The 18,837-nt window shown below is 37.2% G+C and carries 13 protein-coding genes; 3 read left to right on the top strand and 10 right to left on the bottom strand.

The genetic code is table 11. The features are described 5' to 3' along the window. Nucleotides 1-41 precede the first annotated feature (41 nt). From argF to argC, 6 genes are all read right to left on the bottom strand, one after another. Nucleotides 42-1,001, bottom strand: a complete 960-nt coding sequence (gene argF, locus SPD48_RS16715; protein ID WP_336259264.1) for an ornithine carbamoyltransferase — start codon at nt 999-1,001, stop codon at nt 42-44. Next, nucleotides 998-4,156, bottom strand: a complete 3,159-nt coding sequence (locus SPD48_RS16710; RefSeq protein ID WP_336259263.1) for a carbamoyl phosphate synthase large subunit — start codon at nt 4,154-4,156, stop codon at nt 998-1,000. Before SPD48_RS16710 ends, argF begins: the two co-directional genes overlap by 4 nt. An 89-nt stretch (nt 4,157-4,245) precedes the next feature. Next, nucleotides 4,246-5,397: an acetylornithine transaminase gene (locus SPD48_RS16705; protein ID WP_336259262.1), complete on the bottom strand. Its 1,152-nt coding sequence runs from the start codon at nt 5,395-5,397 to the stop codon at nt 4,246-4,248. Between the two features lie 209 nt (nt 5,398-5,606). Further along, nucleotides 5,607-6,377, bottom strand: coding sequence for an acetylglutamate kinase (gene argB / locus SPD48_RS16700; protein WP_336259261.1), 771 nt, complete (start codon nt 6,375-6,377; stop codon nt 5,607-5,609). Nucleotides 6,378-6,393: 16 nt separating this feature from the next. After that, on the bottom strand, nt 6,394-7,626 hold the full coding sequence (gene argJ / locus SPD48_RS16695; protein ID WP_336259260.1) for a bifunctional ornithine acetyltransferase/N-acetylglutamate synthase: 1,233 nt from the start codon (nt 7,624-7,626) through the stop codon (nt 6,394-6,396). 19 nt (nt 7,627-7,645) lie between these two features. Next, on the bottom strand, nt 7,646-8,683 hold the full coding sequence (gene argC, locus SPD48_RS16690; protein WP_336259259.1) for an N-acetyl-gamma-glutamyl-phosphate reductase: 1,038 nt from the start codon (nt 8,681-8,683) through the stop codon (nt 7,646-7,648). A gap of 261 nt (nt 8,684-8,944) precedes the next feature. Here argC and SPD48_RS16685 point away from each other — a divergent pair, with 261 nt between their 5' ends. The 3 genes from SPD48_RS16685 to SPD48_RS16675 all read left to right on the top strand — a co-directional run bounded on the left by SPD48_RS16685 (nt 8,945) and on the right by SPD48_RS16675 (nt 12,821). Next, on the top strand, nt 8,945-9,892 hold the full coding sequence (locus tag SPD48_RS16685) for an alpha/beta hydrolase (protein ID WP_336259258.1): 948 nt from the start codon (nt 8,945-8,947) through the stop codon (nt 9,890-9,892). Continuing rightward, on the top strand, nt 9,885-10,742 hold the full coding sequence (locus tag SPD48_RS16680) for a MurR/RpiR family transcriptional regulator (RefSeq protein ID WP_336259257.1): 858 nt from the start codon (nt 9,885-9,887) through the stop codon (nt 10,740-10,742). Before SPD48_RS16685 ends, SPD48_RS16680 begins: the two co-directional genes overlap by 8 nt. A gap of 702 nt (nt 10,743-11,444) precedes the next feature. Beyond that, complete coding sequence (locus tag SPD48_RS16675; RefSeq protein ID WP_336259256.1) at nt 11,445-12,821, top strand: aspartate aminotransferase family protein; 1,377 nt, start codon at nt 11,445-11,447, stop codon at nt 12,819-12,821. A gap of 359 nt (nt 12,822-13,180) precedes the next feature. On the opposite strand, the gene hutU is transcribed toward SPD48_RS16675, so the two are convergent. The 4 genes from hutU to hutG form a co-directional block, all read right to left on the bottom strand. After that, a complete protein-coding gene (hutU, locus tag SPD48_RS16670) occupies nt 13,181-14,845 on the bottom strand; it encodes a urocanate hydratase (RefSeq protein WP_336259255.1) in 1,665 nt (554 codons plus the stop codon). 65 nt (nt 14,846-14,910) lie between these two features. Next, nucleotides 14,911-16,188: an imidazolonepropionase gene (gene hutI / locus SPD48_RS16665; protein ID WP_336259254.1), complete on the bottom strand. Its 1,278-nt coding sequence runs from the start codon at nt 16,186-16,188 to the stop codon at nt 14,911-14,913. 18 nt (nt 16,189-16,206) lie between these two features. Then, nucleotides 16,207-17,697, bottom strand: coding sequence for a histidine ammonia-lyase (gene hutH / locus SPD48_RS16660; RefSeq protein ID WP_336259253.1), 1,491 nt, complete (start codon nt 17,695-17,697; stop codon nt 16,207-16,209). A gap of 142 nt (nt 17,698-17,839) precedes the next feature. After that, a complete protein-coding gene (hutG, locus tag SPD48_RS16655; protein ID WP_336259252.1) occupies nt 17,840-18,769 on the bottom strand; it encodes a formimidoylglutamase in 930 nt (309 codons plus the stop codon). Nucleotides 18,770-18,837: the final 68 nt, after the last annotated feature.

Below are 18,837 nucleotides of genomic sequence, written 5' to 3'. Positions count from 1 at the left end.
AAAAGACGTTAACCTCCGCCAAAAGGTTAACGTCTTTTCTATTAAACAAGTGATGCTAAGATTGCTTTTTGGACATGAAGGCGGTTTTCGGCTTGATCGAAAACGACTGAATTATTCCCATCAATTACAGCGGCAGAAACTTCTTCTCCCCGAATTGCTGGAAGACAATGCATGAATAAATAATCAGGTTTTGCACCTTCTACTAATAATTCATTCACTTGGTATGCAGCAAATTTCTGCTTTCTTTCTTCCAGATCACCTTCCCAGCCCATGCTAGCCCATACGTCTGTGTAAATAATATCTGCATCTTTTACTGCTTCTTGCGGGTCATTTGTCTGCTTGATTATTGCGCCTGAAATGTTCGCAAGTTCTTTTGCTACTTGAATAAAATCTTCTTTCATTTCATTTCCTTTAGGAACTGCGACGACACAATCGATACCCATCACCGCACATCCGATCATCAACGACTGCGACATATTGTTTCCATCGCCGACAAAGGCAAATTTTAATCCGTCAAACGTACCTTTTTTCTCGTAGATGGTCATTAGGTCTGCAAGCACTTGACATGGGTGAGCATCGTCTGTTAACCCGTTAATGACAGGTATAGTTGCATTTTCCGCAAGTTCTTCAACGATATCATGACCGAATGTCCGAATCATGATACCATCGACGAATCGTGAAAGAACTTTTGCTGTATCAGCGATTGTTTCTCCATTTCCTAACTGGATATCCTCTTTACTTAAAAATTGCGCCATCCCACCGAGCTGAAACATTCCGGTTTCAAAAGAAACCCTCGTTCGCGTAGATGATTTTTCAAAAATCATTGCTAACGTTTTACCTTCCAAGTACCGATGAGGTTGACCTGCTTTTTGCATGTTTTTTAACTTAATTGCAAAATCGATAATCTCTATCAGTTCTTGTTTTGTAAAATCACTTATTTGTAAAAAGTCTTTCCCTTTAAATTTACTCATCATCTGTTCCTCTGCTACTGACAGATTCATTGTAAGACCACTTCCTTCTGACTTGCTCTTTCGACATCATGCAGACCGATCACCGGTAATTGTTTCGTTGTAATCATAGAAAAAGCACGAACTGTCTCTTCTGCTGTTAACACTAATAAGTTAAATTCCAATGCCCGTTCCCGTTCTGCACTATCTGCTCCTGGACTGTATATCGAAATTGCTCCATCTGATTTCATCCAATTTTCCACTTCAGAAAAGGATACGTTTTTTCCGAAGTCTTCCACGTATTTCACCGATATTCCATTCGCGGCAAATCTCGCTTCAATTCGGATAAAATTCGCGTTATTTTTAGAAATATAGATCTCTTTACTTTCCTGTTCAAACATAGTAACTAACTGCTCATTCCATAAGAAAGCTTTCGTTAAACTTTCAGAGAGTGTTTCTCCCATAGCAATCACTTCTCCAGTCGATTTCATCTCTGGAACTAACTCCGGATCCACACCGGGTAATTTATCTGTTGAAAACACCGGTGCTTTTACCGTATAAAAATTATTTTCAGGAAGTAGTTTTGTTTTTCCGCAAAGTTCTTTCAGTTTTGCACCAAGTAATGTCTTTGTCGCCAGGTCAATCATGTTCACACCCGCAACTTTACATATTACAGGTACCGTTCGTGAAGCTCTCGGATTTACTTCCAGCACATATAATATATCTTCATATATAACAAACTGGATATTAAAAATACCTTTAAAGTCGATATTCACAGCGACACGTTCCGCATATTCGGCGATTTGCTCCTTCATCGCTTTCGACAGAGAAATTGGTGGAGTCACGGCCATACTGTCTCCAGAGTGGACACCAGCTTTTTCAATATGTTCAAAAATTGCCGGAATCACAACTGTATTTCCATCAGTCACGACATCCACTTCTACTTCTTTTCCTGGATAATACGCATCAATTAAAATTGGATACGAAGTAGTCGTTAAATTAGCTGCAATGAATTGCTGTAAGGCGATTTCAGATTTGATAATTTGCATTCCTTTTCCACCAATAACGTAAGACGGACGAATCAGTACAGGAAAACCAATTGATTTTGCTTTTTGCACGAGATCATCTTTTGATACCGCTGTCTGTCCCGGAATATGTGGGACATCAATTTTCTGTAAATATTGATAGAAACGATCACGATCTTCTAAAATATCGATCGTATCCATCGTGGAACCGAGAAGCTCTATTCCTGCAGCTTCCAATTCTTTTACAAGATTTATTGACGTTTGTCCACCGAATTGTACAATGGCTTTCTTTATGTTTTCATGTTTCATCACATGAAGAACATCTTCTGCTGTAATCGGCTCAAAATACAATTTATCGGCTAACTCATAGTCTGTACTTACCGTTGCAGGGTTATTATTAATTAAAACTGTTTCATAGCCTGCGTTTTGAAGTGCTTTAATTCCTTGAACAGAACAGTAATCAAATTCAATTCCTTGCCCGATCCGAATCGGACCTGAACCGATAATTAGTACCTTTTTCTTTTTACCTGGAACTGTTTCAGGCTCAATGCTGTTCCAAGTAGAATAATAGTAGAGCGCATCTTCCATTTCTGATTCGGTAAATGCATTAATATGATGATAGCTTGGATAAATACTAAATTCTTTTTGCTTTTTCTGGATTTCAGAAACAGTACAGTTAAAATTCTTAGCTAACCACTTATCTGTAAATCCATATTGCTTATACGTCACCATCTGCTCAGCAGTTACTGTGTCGATGGACGTTTTTGCAATTTCTTTTTCTAACCGGATAAGCATATTCATTTCACGGAGGAAAAACAGATCTATTTTAGTTGCTTCCTGAATTTCATCTACTTTCTCACCACGTCTCATCAACTCTAGAATAGCAAAAAATCTTCTGTCATCCGCTTCAGTGAGAAGGTGATGAAGTTGTTCTGTTTCCATTTCACTTACCATATCTAAGATTAGTCCATTTCCTTCTAGTTCAAGGGAACGGACTGCTTTTTGAAGTCCTGCAGCGACCGTTTTTTCGATTGCCATTACTTCTCCAGTTGCTTTCATTTGAGTGCCAAGTTTCCGATCGGCAGAAGTTAATTTATCGAAAGGCCAGCAAGGAAACTTTACAACGGTATAATCAAATACTGGTTCATACGTCTTTAAAGTTTCTCCTGTTTTACCATACTTTATTTCTGATAATGTATAACCTAAACTTAATTTTGTTGCAACTTTAGCGATTGGGTATCCAGTTGCTTTTGATGCTAGTGCACTTGAACGACTTACTCTTGGGTTAACTTCAATAACAATGTATTCTTTCGTCTCAGGTTCAAAAGCTAGCTGTACATTACACGCACCAACAATACCAAGTTTTTTTACAATTTTTAAGGAAGCTTCTCGAAGCATACTGATTTCATCATCTAATAACGTCTGAATTGGAGCAACGACAATCGAATCCCCTGTATGAACACCAACCGGATCAATGTTTTCCATATGGCAGACAACAACGGCATTTTCCGCTTCATCACAAATGACCTCGAATTCAATCTCTTTCCAACCAGCAATGCTTTTTTCAATTAAACATTGATTGATTGGACTTGCTCTTAGTCCCCGGGTTACATAAGTATTGAAGTCTTGCTCATTTTCCGCAATACCTCCTCCAGAACCACCGAGCGTATAAGCAGGGCGAACAATAATTGGATAGCCTACCTCTTTACCAAATGCGAATGCATCATCCAAATTATCAACGATCGCACTTTCAGAGATTGGTTCATTAATCTCTTGCATAAGCGTTCTAAATTTCTCTCGGTCTTCTCCTTGCATAATGGAATCAATTGAAGTGCCTAATACCGTTAAATTATATTTTTCAATAATTCCTTGTTCGTCTAATTTAAATGCTAAGTTTAATCCCGTTTGCCCGCTTACTGACGCTAAAACACCATCCGGTTTCTCTTTTTTAATAATGGCTTCTACATTTTTTACTGTTAAAGGTTCAAAATAGACGCGATCAGCTACATTTTCATCCGTCATGATTGTAGCAGGATTATTATTAATGAGTACGACTTCACAGCCTTCCTCTTTTAATGTTAGACAAGCTTGTGTTCCTGCATAATCAAATTCAGCTGCTTGCCCAATGACAATTGGACCTGATCCAATAACTAATACTTTTTTAATATTCTTCTCCTTGGGCATTCCAAGTTGCCTCCTCATGTTTTTAAAGAATTCTCTTATTTATAACAATACGAATCATTATTCGGGATATCATTTCTCGTAAAAAGGTTTTAAAGTGTAACTGCTTGTGATTGTAAAACTTCTTTTATATAACCAATTGCTTGATCTATCTCATCTTTCGAAACCGTTAAAGGTGGTAACAGACGAATAACTGATTCCCCAGCGTTTAGGACGAGCACACCTTTTCCGAGTAATTCTGGAACAAGTCGCGTTACTTTGTCCGTGCATTCAATTCCTACCATTAATCCTTTTTGTCTAATTTCTTTTACAAATGTAATAGGTTTAATTTTTTCTTCTAATTGCTCAGCTAGATAGGTTGAACGTTCTACAGCTGTTTGTAAAAAGTTCTCTTCAAAAACTGTCGTTAGTACCGCTTTTGCAGCAGCCATAGCTAACGGATTTCCGCCAAAAGTAGATCCATGTGCTCCCGGTCCGAATGCTGCAACATATTCTTTTTTAGCAATCATCGCTCCAACTGGTAATCCATTGCCGAGACCTTTAGCAATTGTGAAAATATCTGGTTCAATCCCATAATGATCAAAACCAAACTTTTTTCCAGTACGTCCAATACCAGTCTGTATTTCATCAATAACGAGTAATACATTATTTGCTTTACATAGTTCCGCTAATTGTGTCATAAAGCTTTCCTCGGCTGGAAAAACTCCACCCTCTCCTTGAACAACCTCCAACATAACTGCAGCTGTACGCTCATCCATTAAATCCTTTACGGAATTAATCTGATTAAACGTGGCATATGCAAAAGATTCCAGCATAGGCCCAAATCCTTCTTGGACTTTTTCTTGTCCTGTCGCTGCCATTGTTGCAAATGTACGTCCATGGAATGACTGACGAAAAGTAATGATTTTTTCTTTTCCAGTTACTTTCCGTGCGAGTTTAATCGCTGCTTCATTTGCTTCTGCCCCACTATTACAGAAAAATACATAGTCACCAGGACTATTTTCAACTATTAAATTCGCTACTTCTTCTTGGATTGGTTGTTTATATAAATTCGAAACATGCCAATAATTATTTAATTGTTCTTCAACTGACTGTTGAACTGCAGGATGGCGATGACCTAAATTACAAACACCAATCCCTGTTGCGAAATCAAGATATTTTTTTCCATCTATATCTTCCACAATCGTTCCATCTGCTTTGCTTACAGATAAGTCATAACGATTGTAAGTTGGGAATAATGTCATTACCTTAACATCTCCTATTTGTTTTTATCATTTAACAAAAATGAATTGCCGTTCTAATCACTAACTTGATGCTTGTATTCGTAATTGATTATTCCAATCACAAGCAACAAAACATGTTCGCTCAATCTTTATGCATTAACTTTTCATAAGAAACTTATTATCACCAGCTAAAATAGCGAGAGCTGGTTGCACTTATGCAGTAAAAAGGTTTATACTTTCATATCTGCCAATTGGCTTATTTTAATTGTTGTTCCGGATAATGTCGTTGAATTTTTTAATTCAGACTGTTTTCCATTGACTATCATCACTTCTTTTACTATATTTAAACCTTTCATCGCTGCTTTTACTTTAGGTATCATCCCGCCATAAATCGTTTCATCTGTAATCATTTCCTCTATTTCATTTGTTGTCACAGTCTCCAATAACTTGTTATCTTTTAATATCCCTGGAACATCCGTAACAAAGATTAATTGATTAGCATGAAGCGCTGCAGCTACTGCACCAGCAGCTGTGTCTGCATTGACGTTGTATCGTTTTTGATCCTCGCCGAGAGCTATGGGTGAAATGACGGGGATGATATTCAAATTGATTAATTGGTTAATATGTTCTGTATCTACATGGACAATTTCTCCAACGTAGCCGTATCGTTCAAAATCAATCGGCGCAGCTGTTAATATGTTTGAGATACCAACTGCTTTAATCCCAGCTTCCTTTATTCTTCTTGTCAGTGCAGGATTGACATGACCTGTTAATACCATCTCAACAACATCCATCATTGGCTCTGATGTCTTACGGAGGCCATCAACAAATTCAAATTCTAGTTCCAATTTCTCTAGCATTCGTTTAATCGCGGGGCCGCCTCCATGAACAATCACCGGGTTTAATCCTGATGCCTTCAATGTTTTAATATTTTCAAAGAATTCATCTGATAATTCATCAATGGAGCTCCCACCGCATTTTAAAACAATCGTCGTACTCAAAGAACTTACTCTCCTCTCACGAACGGTAACTTGCATTAATTCTGACATAATCATAGGTAAGATCGCATCCCCATGCTTTTCCTTTTCCATCGCCTATTTTCAAATCAACCGTAATTTTAATCGTATCGTTTTGTAAATAAGCAGTAGCAGCTTCTTCAGAAAAGCCAGTTGGTTCACTATCCTTCAGTAACTGCATCGTACCGATCGACGTATCAATCGTATTTGGATTCACTTCAGCTCCGCTATAACCGACCGCGGCAATAATTCGACCCCAATTAGCATCTGTTCCAAAGACCGCTGTTTTAACGAGCGAAGATCCAACAATTGATTTAGCAATTTTCTTTGCATCTTCATCTGTTGCTGCCCCTTGCACATCAACTTCGATAAGTTTTGTTGCACCTTCCCCATCTCGAGCAATTTGTTTCGCTAATTTTTCACACGTATTCGTTAATAATTCAATAAATGTATCCCAATCATTGTGTTCAGGAGTTAAGGTCGTATTACCCGCTAACCCATTAGCTAAAACTAAAACCATATCATTTGTTGATGTATCACCATCTACAGTAATGCAATTAAACGTCTGATCGACGACTTGTTTTAATGCCTTGTCAAGGGATGCGGCGTCCACATCAATATCCGTTGTAATAAACCCAAGCATCGTTCCCATATTTGGTTCAATCATTCCCGAACCTTTTGCCGCTCCTGCCATAGAAACTTTTTTTCCATCAATCTCCGCTTCAAAACAAGTTGATTTGGCAAAAGTATCTGTCGTTAAAATCGATTCACCAAAATCAGCTGCATGTTGAGCGGTGGAGCCGATTGAAAGTTGATCAATATGAGGGATAATTTTATCCATCGGCATGTCAAGACCAATAATTCCTGTTGATGCTACTGCAACATACTGTTCAGGTACTTGAAATTTTTCAGCAGTTGTTTTTCGCATTTCATACGCATCGGTCATTCCTTGTTTCCCTGTACAAGCATTTGCATTACCACTATTAATAATGACTGCTTGAATTTTTTGTTCAGAAGCAATACTTTCCTTTGTCACTCCTAGAGGTGCAGCTTGGATTTTATTTAATGTATAAACTGCTGCTGCATTTGCAGGTTTTTCAGAATATACAACTCCTAAATCATTCCGTTTTCTTTTAACTCCCGAATGTAATCCGGCAACTTGAAAGCCGATTGGAGTAACGATGGAACCCGTCTCTACCTGTTTTATTTTTGTTTTCACTTTACTCATGGTCATTCTCCTATCCTCCAATTGTTTATGGGAAAATTGGCATAAAGTCAATTCCTGTTTTTTCATCAATACCTAACAGTTTATTCATATTTTGAACCGCTTGACCTGAAGCACCTTTGACTAGATTATCAATCACTGAAACGACGGTAACCCGGTTTGTTCGTTCATCATATGCTAATGAAATGTCACAAAAATTAGATCCGTAAACCTCTTTTGTACTCGGAAACTCGCCTTCTTGTCGAATGCGGACAAAGTAGTTATCTTTGTAACTGTCCTTAAAAACATCTAGCAGTTCTTTCGTAGTTGTTTCTTCTTTCACCGTTGCATACATCGTCGCCATAATTCCTCTTGTCATTGGTGCTAGATGTGTTGTAAATGTCACAGCACCAACTTGATTATTCCAGCGATGTAGCATTTGTTCAATTTCAGGTGTATGTTGATGTTGGTTAACTTTGTATATTTTAAAATTATCGTTTGTTTCTGCAAAATGAGTTGCGGCTGATAAACCTTTTCCTGCGCCACTAACCCCTGTCTTTGCATCAATAATAATTGTTTTCTCATCAATTAAATGATTTTTAATAAGTGGAGCTAAACCTAATAATACAGACGTAGGATAGCAACCTGGGTTTGAAATAAGTTTAGTTTCGGAAATATCCTCATCAATCCATTCTGTCAGACCATATACTGCGGATTGTAATAATTCCTTGTCAGCTGAATTCATTCCGTACCATTTTTCAAAAACATCTTGATTAGTAATCCGATAATCTCCTGATAAATCAATAACCTTTACCCCTTGAGCAATAAATTGCGGAGCTAATTTCATCGCCACTCCCGAAGGTGTTGCCATAAAAACAAGCTCAATTTCTTGCGCCATTTTTTCCACATCGACAGGTTGAAGTTTATCGTCAACTATTGTTTGCATATGTGGAAAGCTTCCCGATAAAGGCTCTCCATGCAAACTTGATGCATGAACAGAGTGAATGGATACGCGCGGATGCTGGCGCAAAATTCGCACTAATTCTGCCCCTCCGTAGCCGGTTGCTCCTATAATCGCTATTTTCATTATTCATCCACTCCTAAATATTTAATAATTCTTATTATATACTGTATAAAAATAAAATCAATGGTATAAATATAAGTTTTTAAAATATTTTTTAACAAAGAACTGTAGTGTTTACATAGGTACCCGAAAATCCACTAGCCTAAACTTATACATAAACCATGCATAAAACTGTATAATCTGCTTTGACATGTTTAGTTATGATTCTGAACCGGTTATGATACATTAATATAAGAGATAAAATTCATATAGAGGGTGGAGAATATGAAACGTACGCAATTTTATTTTTATGCGGCAGATAGTACGCGAATTAATGCATATCGATGGGAAAATGAAGAAAAAGAAGCTATTCAAGGCATTGTACAAATTTCTCATGGGATGGCAGAACATATTTTGCGTTACGAAGATTTTTGTACATTTTTAAACAAACACGGGTTTATTGTTTACGGAAACGATCATCGTGGACATGGAGGCACTATTCAAGCTCCTGACGATAAAGGATTTTTTGCGGATAGAGATGGATTTGAAAAAGTAGTTTCAGATATGAAACAGCTAACCTCTATAATTGAAGAGGAACACCCAGATATCCCAATATTTTTATTCGGTCATAGTATGGGTTCTTTTTTAGCTAGAAGGTATATTCAATTATTTGGTTCAGAAATTGAAGGAGTTATCTTATCAGGAACAGGAGGCAGCAAAGGAATCCTCGGTAAAGCTGGAATTCTTCTTGCCAAATGGGAACGAAAAAGAAAAGGCCCTCGTACACCGAGTCCATTATTAAATAAACTTACTTTCGGGAATTTTAATAAAACTTTCACCCCTACTCGGACAGAATTTGATTTTTTATCTGGAAATCCTGAAGTCGTCGATACATATATAAACGATCCTAAATGCGGGTTTATCTGTACTACGGGTTTTTATATTGATCTGCTGGAAGGTATCGAAAAAATTCATAAAGCAGATGAGTTAGAAAAGACTCCAAAATCATTACCAATCTTTCTTGTTTCAGGAGATAAAGATCCTGTCGGGGCAAACGGAATTGATGTAGAAGCCGTCTATGATATGTACGTGCAGCACGGGTATGAGTCCGTCTCATTTAAATTATATGAAAACGGAAGACATGAACTTTTAAACGAAATAAATAAAGAAGAAGTATACGAAGACATTCTACGATGGATTCAAGCAATATTGAAAGGAGTTCTCTATGAGTAAACCAACGATATATAAAACAATTAGTTCTGCTCGGGATCGGATGAGCAAATCACAACATAAAATTGCTGATTATATTTTAGAACACCCCCATTCCATACCATTTACAACTGGAGCCAAGCTAGCTGAGTTAACCGGTGTAAGCGAAGCAACAATCGTTCGTTTTGCAACGTTTTTAGGATTTAATGGATTTAACGATTTACAAAAACAATTAGCAGTAGCTATTGAAAAACAATTAAATACGGTCGAACGATTAGCCATGTCCCGTTCCGCTTATAGTGAATCGGAAAGGGCGATTTATGATAATTTTAATGAGGATATTAAAAACATCCAATCTACGATGCAACATTTAAACATCGATGATTTTGAACGAGCTGCTACATATATTCTTGATGCAGAGCGAATTTATATTATAGCGAATAGAAGTGCTTTATCATTAGGTACATTTTTGCAATATTACTTTAATATCATTTTCGGGAAAAGCGAACTGGTTCATACGACAGAAGCTGCATTTGACCAAATTTATAATGTGAACGAAAAGGATGTCGTTATCGGAATCAGTTACGCTCGCTACACAAAAAGCACTCTTAACGCCGTTTCATATGCCGCGGAAAAAAATGCAACAATTATTGCGTTAACCGATCATTTCTCCTCACCTATTACCGCGTATGCAACTATATCCTTATTTGCATCCAGCAGTATGCAGTCTTTTTTAGATTCCTTTGTAGCTCCCCTCAGTGTAATAAATACGTTAATTGCATATATCGCACATAAAAAAGAAATTAACATGGGAGAAAGGCTGCAAAGTTTCGAGCAATTATGGGATCGTTACGATGTATTTGTTAAAAAGTAAAACTCAACTTTCTCACCAACAAAGTGAGTGTGAACAAATATGTCGACGTACTCAGAATTGCTTCCATTTGATATCTTGACAACCTTATCATGATAAAAGCTGTTTTATACAAAAAAGTGAACAGCGACGTAAGTTCCCTCTTCCAAACCTAGAAACTACATCGTTGATTTTCGCTACGGACAATCGCTTTCACCACAGGCATAAGAACGACATCAGTTCAAGCAACGCTACCACTTGCTTTCACTGTGTCTCCTTTACCGCGGGCAACGCTTCAGCTTCCTCAGAAGCCGAGGCCGTGCCTGCGGAAAGCGAAGTATTTTTTCGAAGCGACTTCTAAGTTGATGCAGTTACTGCACAGTATCTATCAAAGGCAATGATTAAATATCTTAGAATAAAGTTGTATTTTCAAGCAACCAGTTAATTAAAAAACAACTAAGGAAGTGAATCTCTAAACATTCTAATACAAATCAGGGGTTATTTTATCCTTTTCACCCGGCGAAAGTTGAGTAATAAAAATATTACCTTTCATGAAATATATTATTCACAATTTTACTTTAATGAAATTTATATTGCATAAATACTTTATCTCGCATATACTAAGACTAATATAACTAGTATTTCTTTTTCTAAATTAGGAAAATGAATACATAGTTATTCTCTCGCACATTCTTCGTGCGAAAAATAATATGTGAGGCGATATGAATGGTAAAAGTAAAAGGAGATGTTACTACGTACGAAAAAATAGCATCTTCTAAATTATTTCAACATGCAGAAACAGTTATCCCTGGAGGCGTTACCGCAAATATTAAGCATTTTTATCCGTACCCTATTTTTATGAAAGAGGGTAAAGGGAGCAAATTGATTGATGTAGATGGTATGGAATATATTGATTATTCATTATGTTACGGAGCGCTCATTACCGGGCATGGCCATCCACGGATCGTTAATGCAACGATAAACCATTTAAAAGAGACCGGAACAATTATTTTTGGTACACCTCATGAATTAGAAATAACGATGGCCGAAAAAATAACTAAGCTTTATCCTAGCATGGAACAGATTAGATTCACTAATTCAGGGACTGAAGCAGTTTTACTAGCAATACGCTTAGCTGTAGCCTATACAAAAAAGTCAAGGATCGCGAAATTTGAAGGGCATTATCACGGCGGCTTGAATCAAGTCCTCGTTAGTGTAAATCCAAGTAAAAAGAATGCCGGTGAGGAAACAGCGCCAAATCCAGTCCTAGAATCAAGTGGCATAGCGGAAAATGAACTTGATAACACGCTCGTTCTACCATTTAATAATTTACAAGCAACAGAATCCATAGTAAGAAAACACGCACACGAACTAGCTGCGATTATTTTAGAGCCTGTTCAAGGTGGATTTATTCCAGCAGAAGAATCGTTTATTCATGGATTAAAACAATTAACAGACGAACTAAATATCGTCCTTATTTTCGATGAAGTAAAAACCGGATTTAGAGTTGACCTTGGAGGAGCTCAACAGATATTTAATATAAAACCAGATATTACTACACTCGGTAAAGTATTAGGTGGCGGTTTTCCTGTTGGAGCAGTAGGTGGTCGTAAAGAAATTATGATGCAAAGTGCTGCCAACGCGAACGGAGATGTATTTGCCGTTGGAGGGGATAGTAAAAAAACAAAAAATATTGTTTTTCATAGTGGAACCTATAACGGTCATCCATTAGTTTTAGCAGCAGGCATGGAAACAATCCACATGTTAGAAACTGATCAATTATTAAAGGATGTCATATCAAAGACAATGTTACTACGAACACGCTTAGAAAAACTTTATGCCTCTTATTGCATTGATATGCAAACGATTGGGATGGGAAGTATCTTTAATATCGTCTTTACAAATGAAACGATAAAAAATTATCGTGATATGTGGAAATCTGATACAGCTTTTCGTGAAAAACTCGATACGGAGTTATTGAACTTAGGAATTTATTTAAAACCATTAAACCGATACTCCATGTCAGTAGTCCATACATTAGAAGATATTGATAAAACGGTTGAAGCTCATGAACTTGCACTGAAAAGAGTATTAAGAAAATAATCCATATTGAGGTTGGGACAAAAGTATTTTTTTATTAAAGAAAAGACGAACGATACGTGGAGGTATGATAGCTTCGGAAATATACTTCGCTTTCCTCGGGCACGGCCTCAGCTTCTGTAGCTCCTCGTTTCGAGTCACTACAGGGATCTTCGGACTCGTGCTTCTCCCGCGACGGACAGGACGGCCTAGTGTCGGCGTTGGTCACAGGACGTGACCGCCTTTAGCCGACGAAGAGTCTACGTATATTTCCTACGCTAAACAAACATATTGTTCGCCTTTTCTGTTGCTAGTTTTATTTATATCCCAACCTCTTTTGTTTTAGAGCATTTTTTAAAGTCGCCAGTTCTTTCACAATCACATTACTTCTTCATTGGAATATGAACGCCGCGTTCTTCAGCTACTTCAATTGCTCTTGCATATCCAGCATCGGCATGTCGGATAACTCCCATTCCAGGATCAGAAACAAGAACACGTTCAATTTTCTCAGCTGCTTCTTTCGTTCCGTCAGCAACTAATACTTGGCCAGCATGAATGGAGTAGCCCATTCCAACTCCACCGCCATGATGTAAACTTACCCAACTTGCGCCACCAGCTGTATTTACTAATGCATTTAGTATCGGCCAATCTGCTACTGCATCAGAACCATCTTTCATTGATTCTGTTTCACGGTTTGGTGAAGCAACAGATCCGCTATCGAGGTGATCCCGACCAAAGACAATTGGCGCACTTAGTTCTCCGTTTGCAACCATTTCATTCACTTTTAAAGCAAATTTATGACGCTCTCCATAGCCTAACCAACAAATTCTTGCTGGAAGCCCTTGCCACTCAACCATTTTTTGCGCCATATCAATCCAGTTAACTAAGGCTTCATTTTCTTTAAACATTTCTTTTGCTAACTGATCGGTTTTGTAAATATCTTCTGGGTCACCTGACAATGCTGCCCAGCGGAAAGGGCCGTTTCCTTCACAGAATAATGGACGTAAGTATGCAGGAACAAATCCAGGGAAATCAAATGCATTTTCGACACCCTGCTCTTTTGCATAATGACGAATATTATTACCATAATCAAATGTTTCTGCGCCAGCTTCTTGTAAAGCTAACATTGCGCGAACATGTTTCGCGATCGTTTCTAAAGACAATTGCTCATATTTATCTGGATCTTCTTCTCTTAATTTTAATGCCTCTTCATACGTCATTCCATTTGGAACATATCCGTTTCTCGGGTCATGTGCACTCGTTTGGTCTGTAACGATATCTGGAATAATACCACGGTCATGAATTTCTTGGAAAACATCTGCACAATTTCCTACTAACCCAATCGAAGCTGGCTCACCTTTTTCGGTTAATTCTTTTACTTTATCTAACGCTTCATCTAAATCTTCACAAATATAATCACAGTAGCCTTCTTTAATCTTTCTTTCAATTCGCTTACGATCAACTTCAACTACGAGAATTACTGCCTTTGCCATTTTTCCAGCTAGTGGTTGAGCACCACTCATACCACCCATTCCACCAGTTAAGATAAATTTTCCGGTCAGATCAGGACTTCCAAAAACTTTCTTTCCAGCCTCAACAAAACTTAAATACGTACCTTGGAGAATCCCTTGTGCTCCAATATAAATCCAGCTTCCCGCTGTCATTTGGCCATACATCATTAAGCCTTCTTGATCTAATTTATTAAAATGTTCCCAATTTGCATAAGCAGGGACTAAATTGGAGTTTGCAATTAATACTCGAGGAGAATTTTCATGTGTACGGAATTTTCCTACTGGTTTTCCTGATTGAATTAACAACGTTTCATCGTTTTCTAATTCTTTCAACTCATGGATAATTGCATGATAACTCTCCCAGTTTCTAGCGGCTTTACCAATTCCACCATAAACAACGAGATCATCTGGATTTTCTGCAACTTCGGGGTCAAGATTGTTCATTAACATGCGCATCGCTGCTTCTTGAACCCATCCTTTACAAGTTAATTCATTTCCCCGCGGAGCACGAATATTAGTAACTTTCAAACCGTTCATTTCACATTTCTCCTTTTAGTTTAATAAATAACTAGATTAAATATCCTTTTGTCATCGGCTTCACATTAACGTGAAATATGTCCTTCTGAAACGACTACTTTACCTCTTTTAACAACTGTATGTGCATGGTTCATTCCATATTGGTATGAAAGCATAAGATGATTTTTCACATCAAACATTGTAAAATCTGCATCCTTACCAACCTCAATGCTTCCAATTCGGTCCGCAGCATCGATCGCATGTGCAGCATTTATTGTGGTCGCTGTAATTACCTCTTCCGGAGTCATTCCCATTTCCAAACAACCCAAATTCATAATAAACTGTAAAGATAATGTCGGAGAAGAACCAGGGTTTGCATCAGTTGATAAGGCAACAGCCATACCTGAGTCAATCATTTTTCTCGCTTCCGCATAATCTGCCATTAAGAAGAAGGCTGTTCCCGGTAGTAAAACTCCAATAACATCGTTTTCCGCCATCATTTGAATTCCTTTATCAGACGCTCTTAATAAATGTTCAGCTGAAACGGCTTTAACTTTAGCTGCTGTTTCAGCCCCACCGTATGATTCAATCTCATCTGCGTGGATCTTAGGTTTTAACCCGTATTTTTTACCAGCTTCTAAAATACGATAGGATTGTTCAGGCGTAAATACACCTGCTTCACAAAATACATCATTAAATACAGCTAAATTTTTCTCAGCTACTTCTGGAAGCATTTCATTAATGACGATATCAATAAATTCTTCCGGATTGTCTTTATAATCCATCGGAACGGCATGTGCTCCCATAAATGTAGATATCAATTCAATTTGATGGTCTTCATTCAATTTTTTAGCAACTTCCAACTGTTTTAACTCATGCTCTGTCGTCAGACCGTAACCACTTTTCGCTTCGATTGTCGTAATTCCATTTAATAGCATTTTATCTAAACGAACGTTTGTTTGTTCATATAATTCATCAAAAGTCGCTTGCTGTGTTGCTCTCGTCGTCGCATGGATTCCGCCACCAGCATTCATAATTTCCATATATGTTTTACCTTGTAATCTCATGGCGTATTCATTTTCACGTGTCCCTGCATAAACAATATGTGTATGTGGATCAATTAATCCAGGTGTAACAACTCTACCTGTCGCATCCACCACCTGTGCCTCATCAATAAGTACTTGATGCTCTTTTCTAATTTCCTCATCATTTCCTACCGCGATAATTTTACCATCTTTTGATAAAACACTTCCGTTTTCAATTATCCCTATCTCGCTCATCGCTTCTTTTTTTGCTGGCTTACTAGAATGACCACTAACAGTGATTAACTCTGCTGCATTTTTAATATATAAAACGTTTGACATCCTATTACCTCCCCAACACTAAATTTTTATTTCTTTTAAATAATCATTTAATCTTTCCATATCCTTATGGAAAATTCTATCCTCTGTTAAACTTGGAACAACGTCATTTACTAACGCCCATTGCTGTCTTATTTTTGGTGAAGCTTTTTCTACTCCTTTGTATTCGAGAGCCTGCATCGCACAAATCGCTTCAATCGTTAACACTCTTCGGCTATTTTGAATAATGGATGATGCATGTCTAGACCCTGTTGTTCCCATACTTACATGGTCTTCCTGATTAGCGGAAGAAGGAATCGAATCTACACTTGCGGGATGTGCGAGTGTCTTATTTTCTGAAACTAAGGATGCTGCAACATATTGCATAATCATTGCTCCAGATTGTAATCCAGGTTCAGGACTTAAAAATGATGGTAAATCTTCGTTTAACTGTGAATTAACTAAACGTTCAATTCGGCGTTCAGAAATATTCGCAAGCTCTGCAACAGCTATTTTTAAGAAATCCATCGCAAATGCAATCGGTTGTCCATGAAAATTCCCACCAGAAATTACCGTATCCCCATTTTCAAAAATAAGTGGGTTGTCTGTAGCAGCATTGATTTCGATTTCTAATTTTTCTTTTACATAATCTAGCACTTGCCAAGAAGCACCATGTACTTGCGGAATACATCTTAATGAATAAGCGTCTTGGACTCTTTTTTCGTTTTGTCTTGTCGTTAACTCGCTACCTTCTAACCAATCTACCATTCTTTTTGCTACGTCAATTTGTTGTGGATAACCACGAACTTCATGAGTTTCTGGTAAAAAGGCATCAATAACACCTTCAAGTGATTCAAAAGTCATTCCAGCAATCCATTCACTATCTAAAGCTAATTTTTCTGCTTCTATATAATTGACGACACCCATTGCTGTCATTGTTTGTGTGCCGTTGATTAGTGCTAAACCTTCTTTTGCTTGCAAAATAACTGGGGCAATTTTATGTCTTTCGAATACTTCTGCTGAAGGAACGATTTCACCTGAATTGTCAAATACAGAACCTTCTCCGATTAAAACTAATGCTAAATGTGCAAGTGGAGCTAAGTCACCTGAAGCTCCTAACGAACCTTGTTGTGGAACTACAGGAATAATATTCCGATTAATTAATTCGACCAATAATTGTACGACTTCTACTCTAATTCCTGAAAATCCTTTCACTAGAGCATTTAACCTTAACACCATCATCGCTTTTGACACGACACTTGGAAAAGGATCCCCTACACCGCAAGCATGAGAGCGAATTAAATTCAACTGTAATTCAGTTACATTTCCCTCCGCAATTTTTACTGAGCTAAATTTACCAAATCCAGTATTAATCCCATAAACAGTTTCATTACCTTTAACAATTTTTTCAACAGCCGCCCTGCTTGCTTGCACTTTAGCTAAGCTTTCCTCTGCAATCTCGACTTTTCTGTTGTCATATAAAATTTCTTTTAATTGATTTATCGTTAATGTTTCCCCTGTTAGTTTGATCATCTAGATGCCCCCTCTTCAAATATGTTTAACCTTTATTTATAGTTTTTTCGTTAGTTAGTAACTTAATTCTTCGTATTTGATAAGTAGACGACATTACTAAAAAACATTATTCAAACCAAACCTTATTATTAAGCCGTTAGTTTTAGCGCTTCGAGCTATTTATGTGCATAAAAGTTTCTGCAATGAGATAGCTAATTAGCCTAACCGTTTTTTCTGCAACATCATACTGCGGATTTACTTCTGATATATCAATACTTAAAAAGTTTTCTTGTTTTACGACATGTTCTGTAATTGCTCTTACTGTTTTTGGATCTAGACCAAAAGGAGCAGGAGCACTTACACCTGGAGCATATGCTTGGTTAATAACATCCGTACAAACGGTGTAGATCACATAATCTTGTTCATTAGCAAACTCATCAATTTTTGCAAATGTTTGCTGTAATGGATGAATATCCTTTTCCATTATATATTTTACATCGTGATCTTTAGCAGTTAAAAAGAGTTGCTCCGTATTCCCTAATTCTTGTATCCCTATACATAAATATTCTGTGTTTTTATCGTTTTCTAAAATTTGACGAAACATTGTACCGGAAGAAGGTATGTCGTCATTTCTTAAATCGAAATGAGCATCTAAATTGATCATACCGATTTTTTTATCATGACCTAATGCTCCCCTAGCCCCCAAATAATGACCATAAAATGTTTCATGGCCTCCACCTAAAATAATCGGGATATAATTATTTTTTACAAGCTGGGCCACCTTCTTACCTAATTGAGCTTGTGCTTCTTCTAAATCATTATCAATACATTGTACATTTCCTATATCTATAATTTCCATATCAACAAAATGATAAGGTAAGCTTGCAAGTAATCTTCTTATTTCATTTGGAGCTTGTGAAGCACCTATTCTTCCTTTATTTCTTTTTACACCTTCATCACATTCAAATCCAACTAGACCAAGACATTTCTGACTTCTTTTTTTCAAGTCATTTATATCTGTATTTTGTACTACTTGATGAATGCGCTTTCCCTTTGCATTCTCGTCTACTCTTCCTGTCCATTGATAATACAAATGCATCACTCCTACAAACTATAACACTTACATATTTATTTTATTTCATCCTATTTATTAATACAAAT

The sequence above is a fragment of the Pseudogracilibacillus sp. SE30717A genome, from assembly GCF_037071985.1.
Taxonomy (GTDB): Bacteria; Bacillota; Bacilli; order Bacillales; family Amphibacillaceae; genus Pseudogracilibacillus.
The sequence above is the reverse complement of the archived record's forward strand: the minus strand, read 5'-3'. Positions and strand labels throughout refer to the sequence as shown.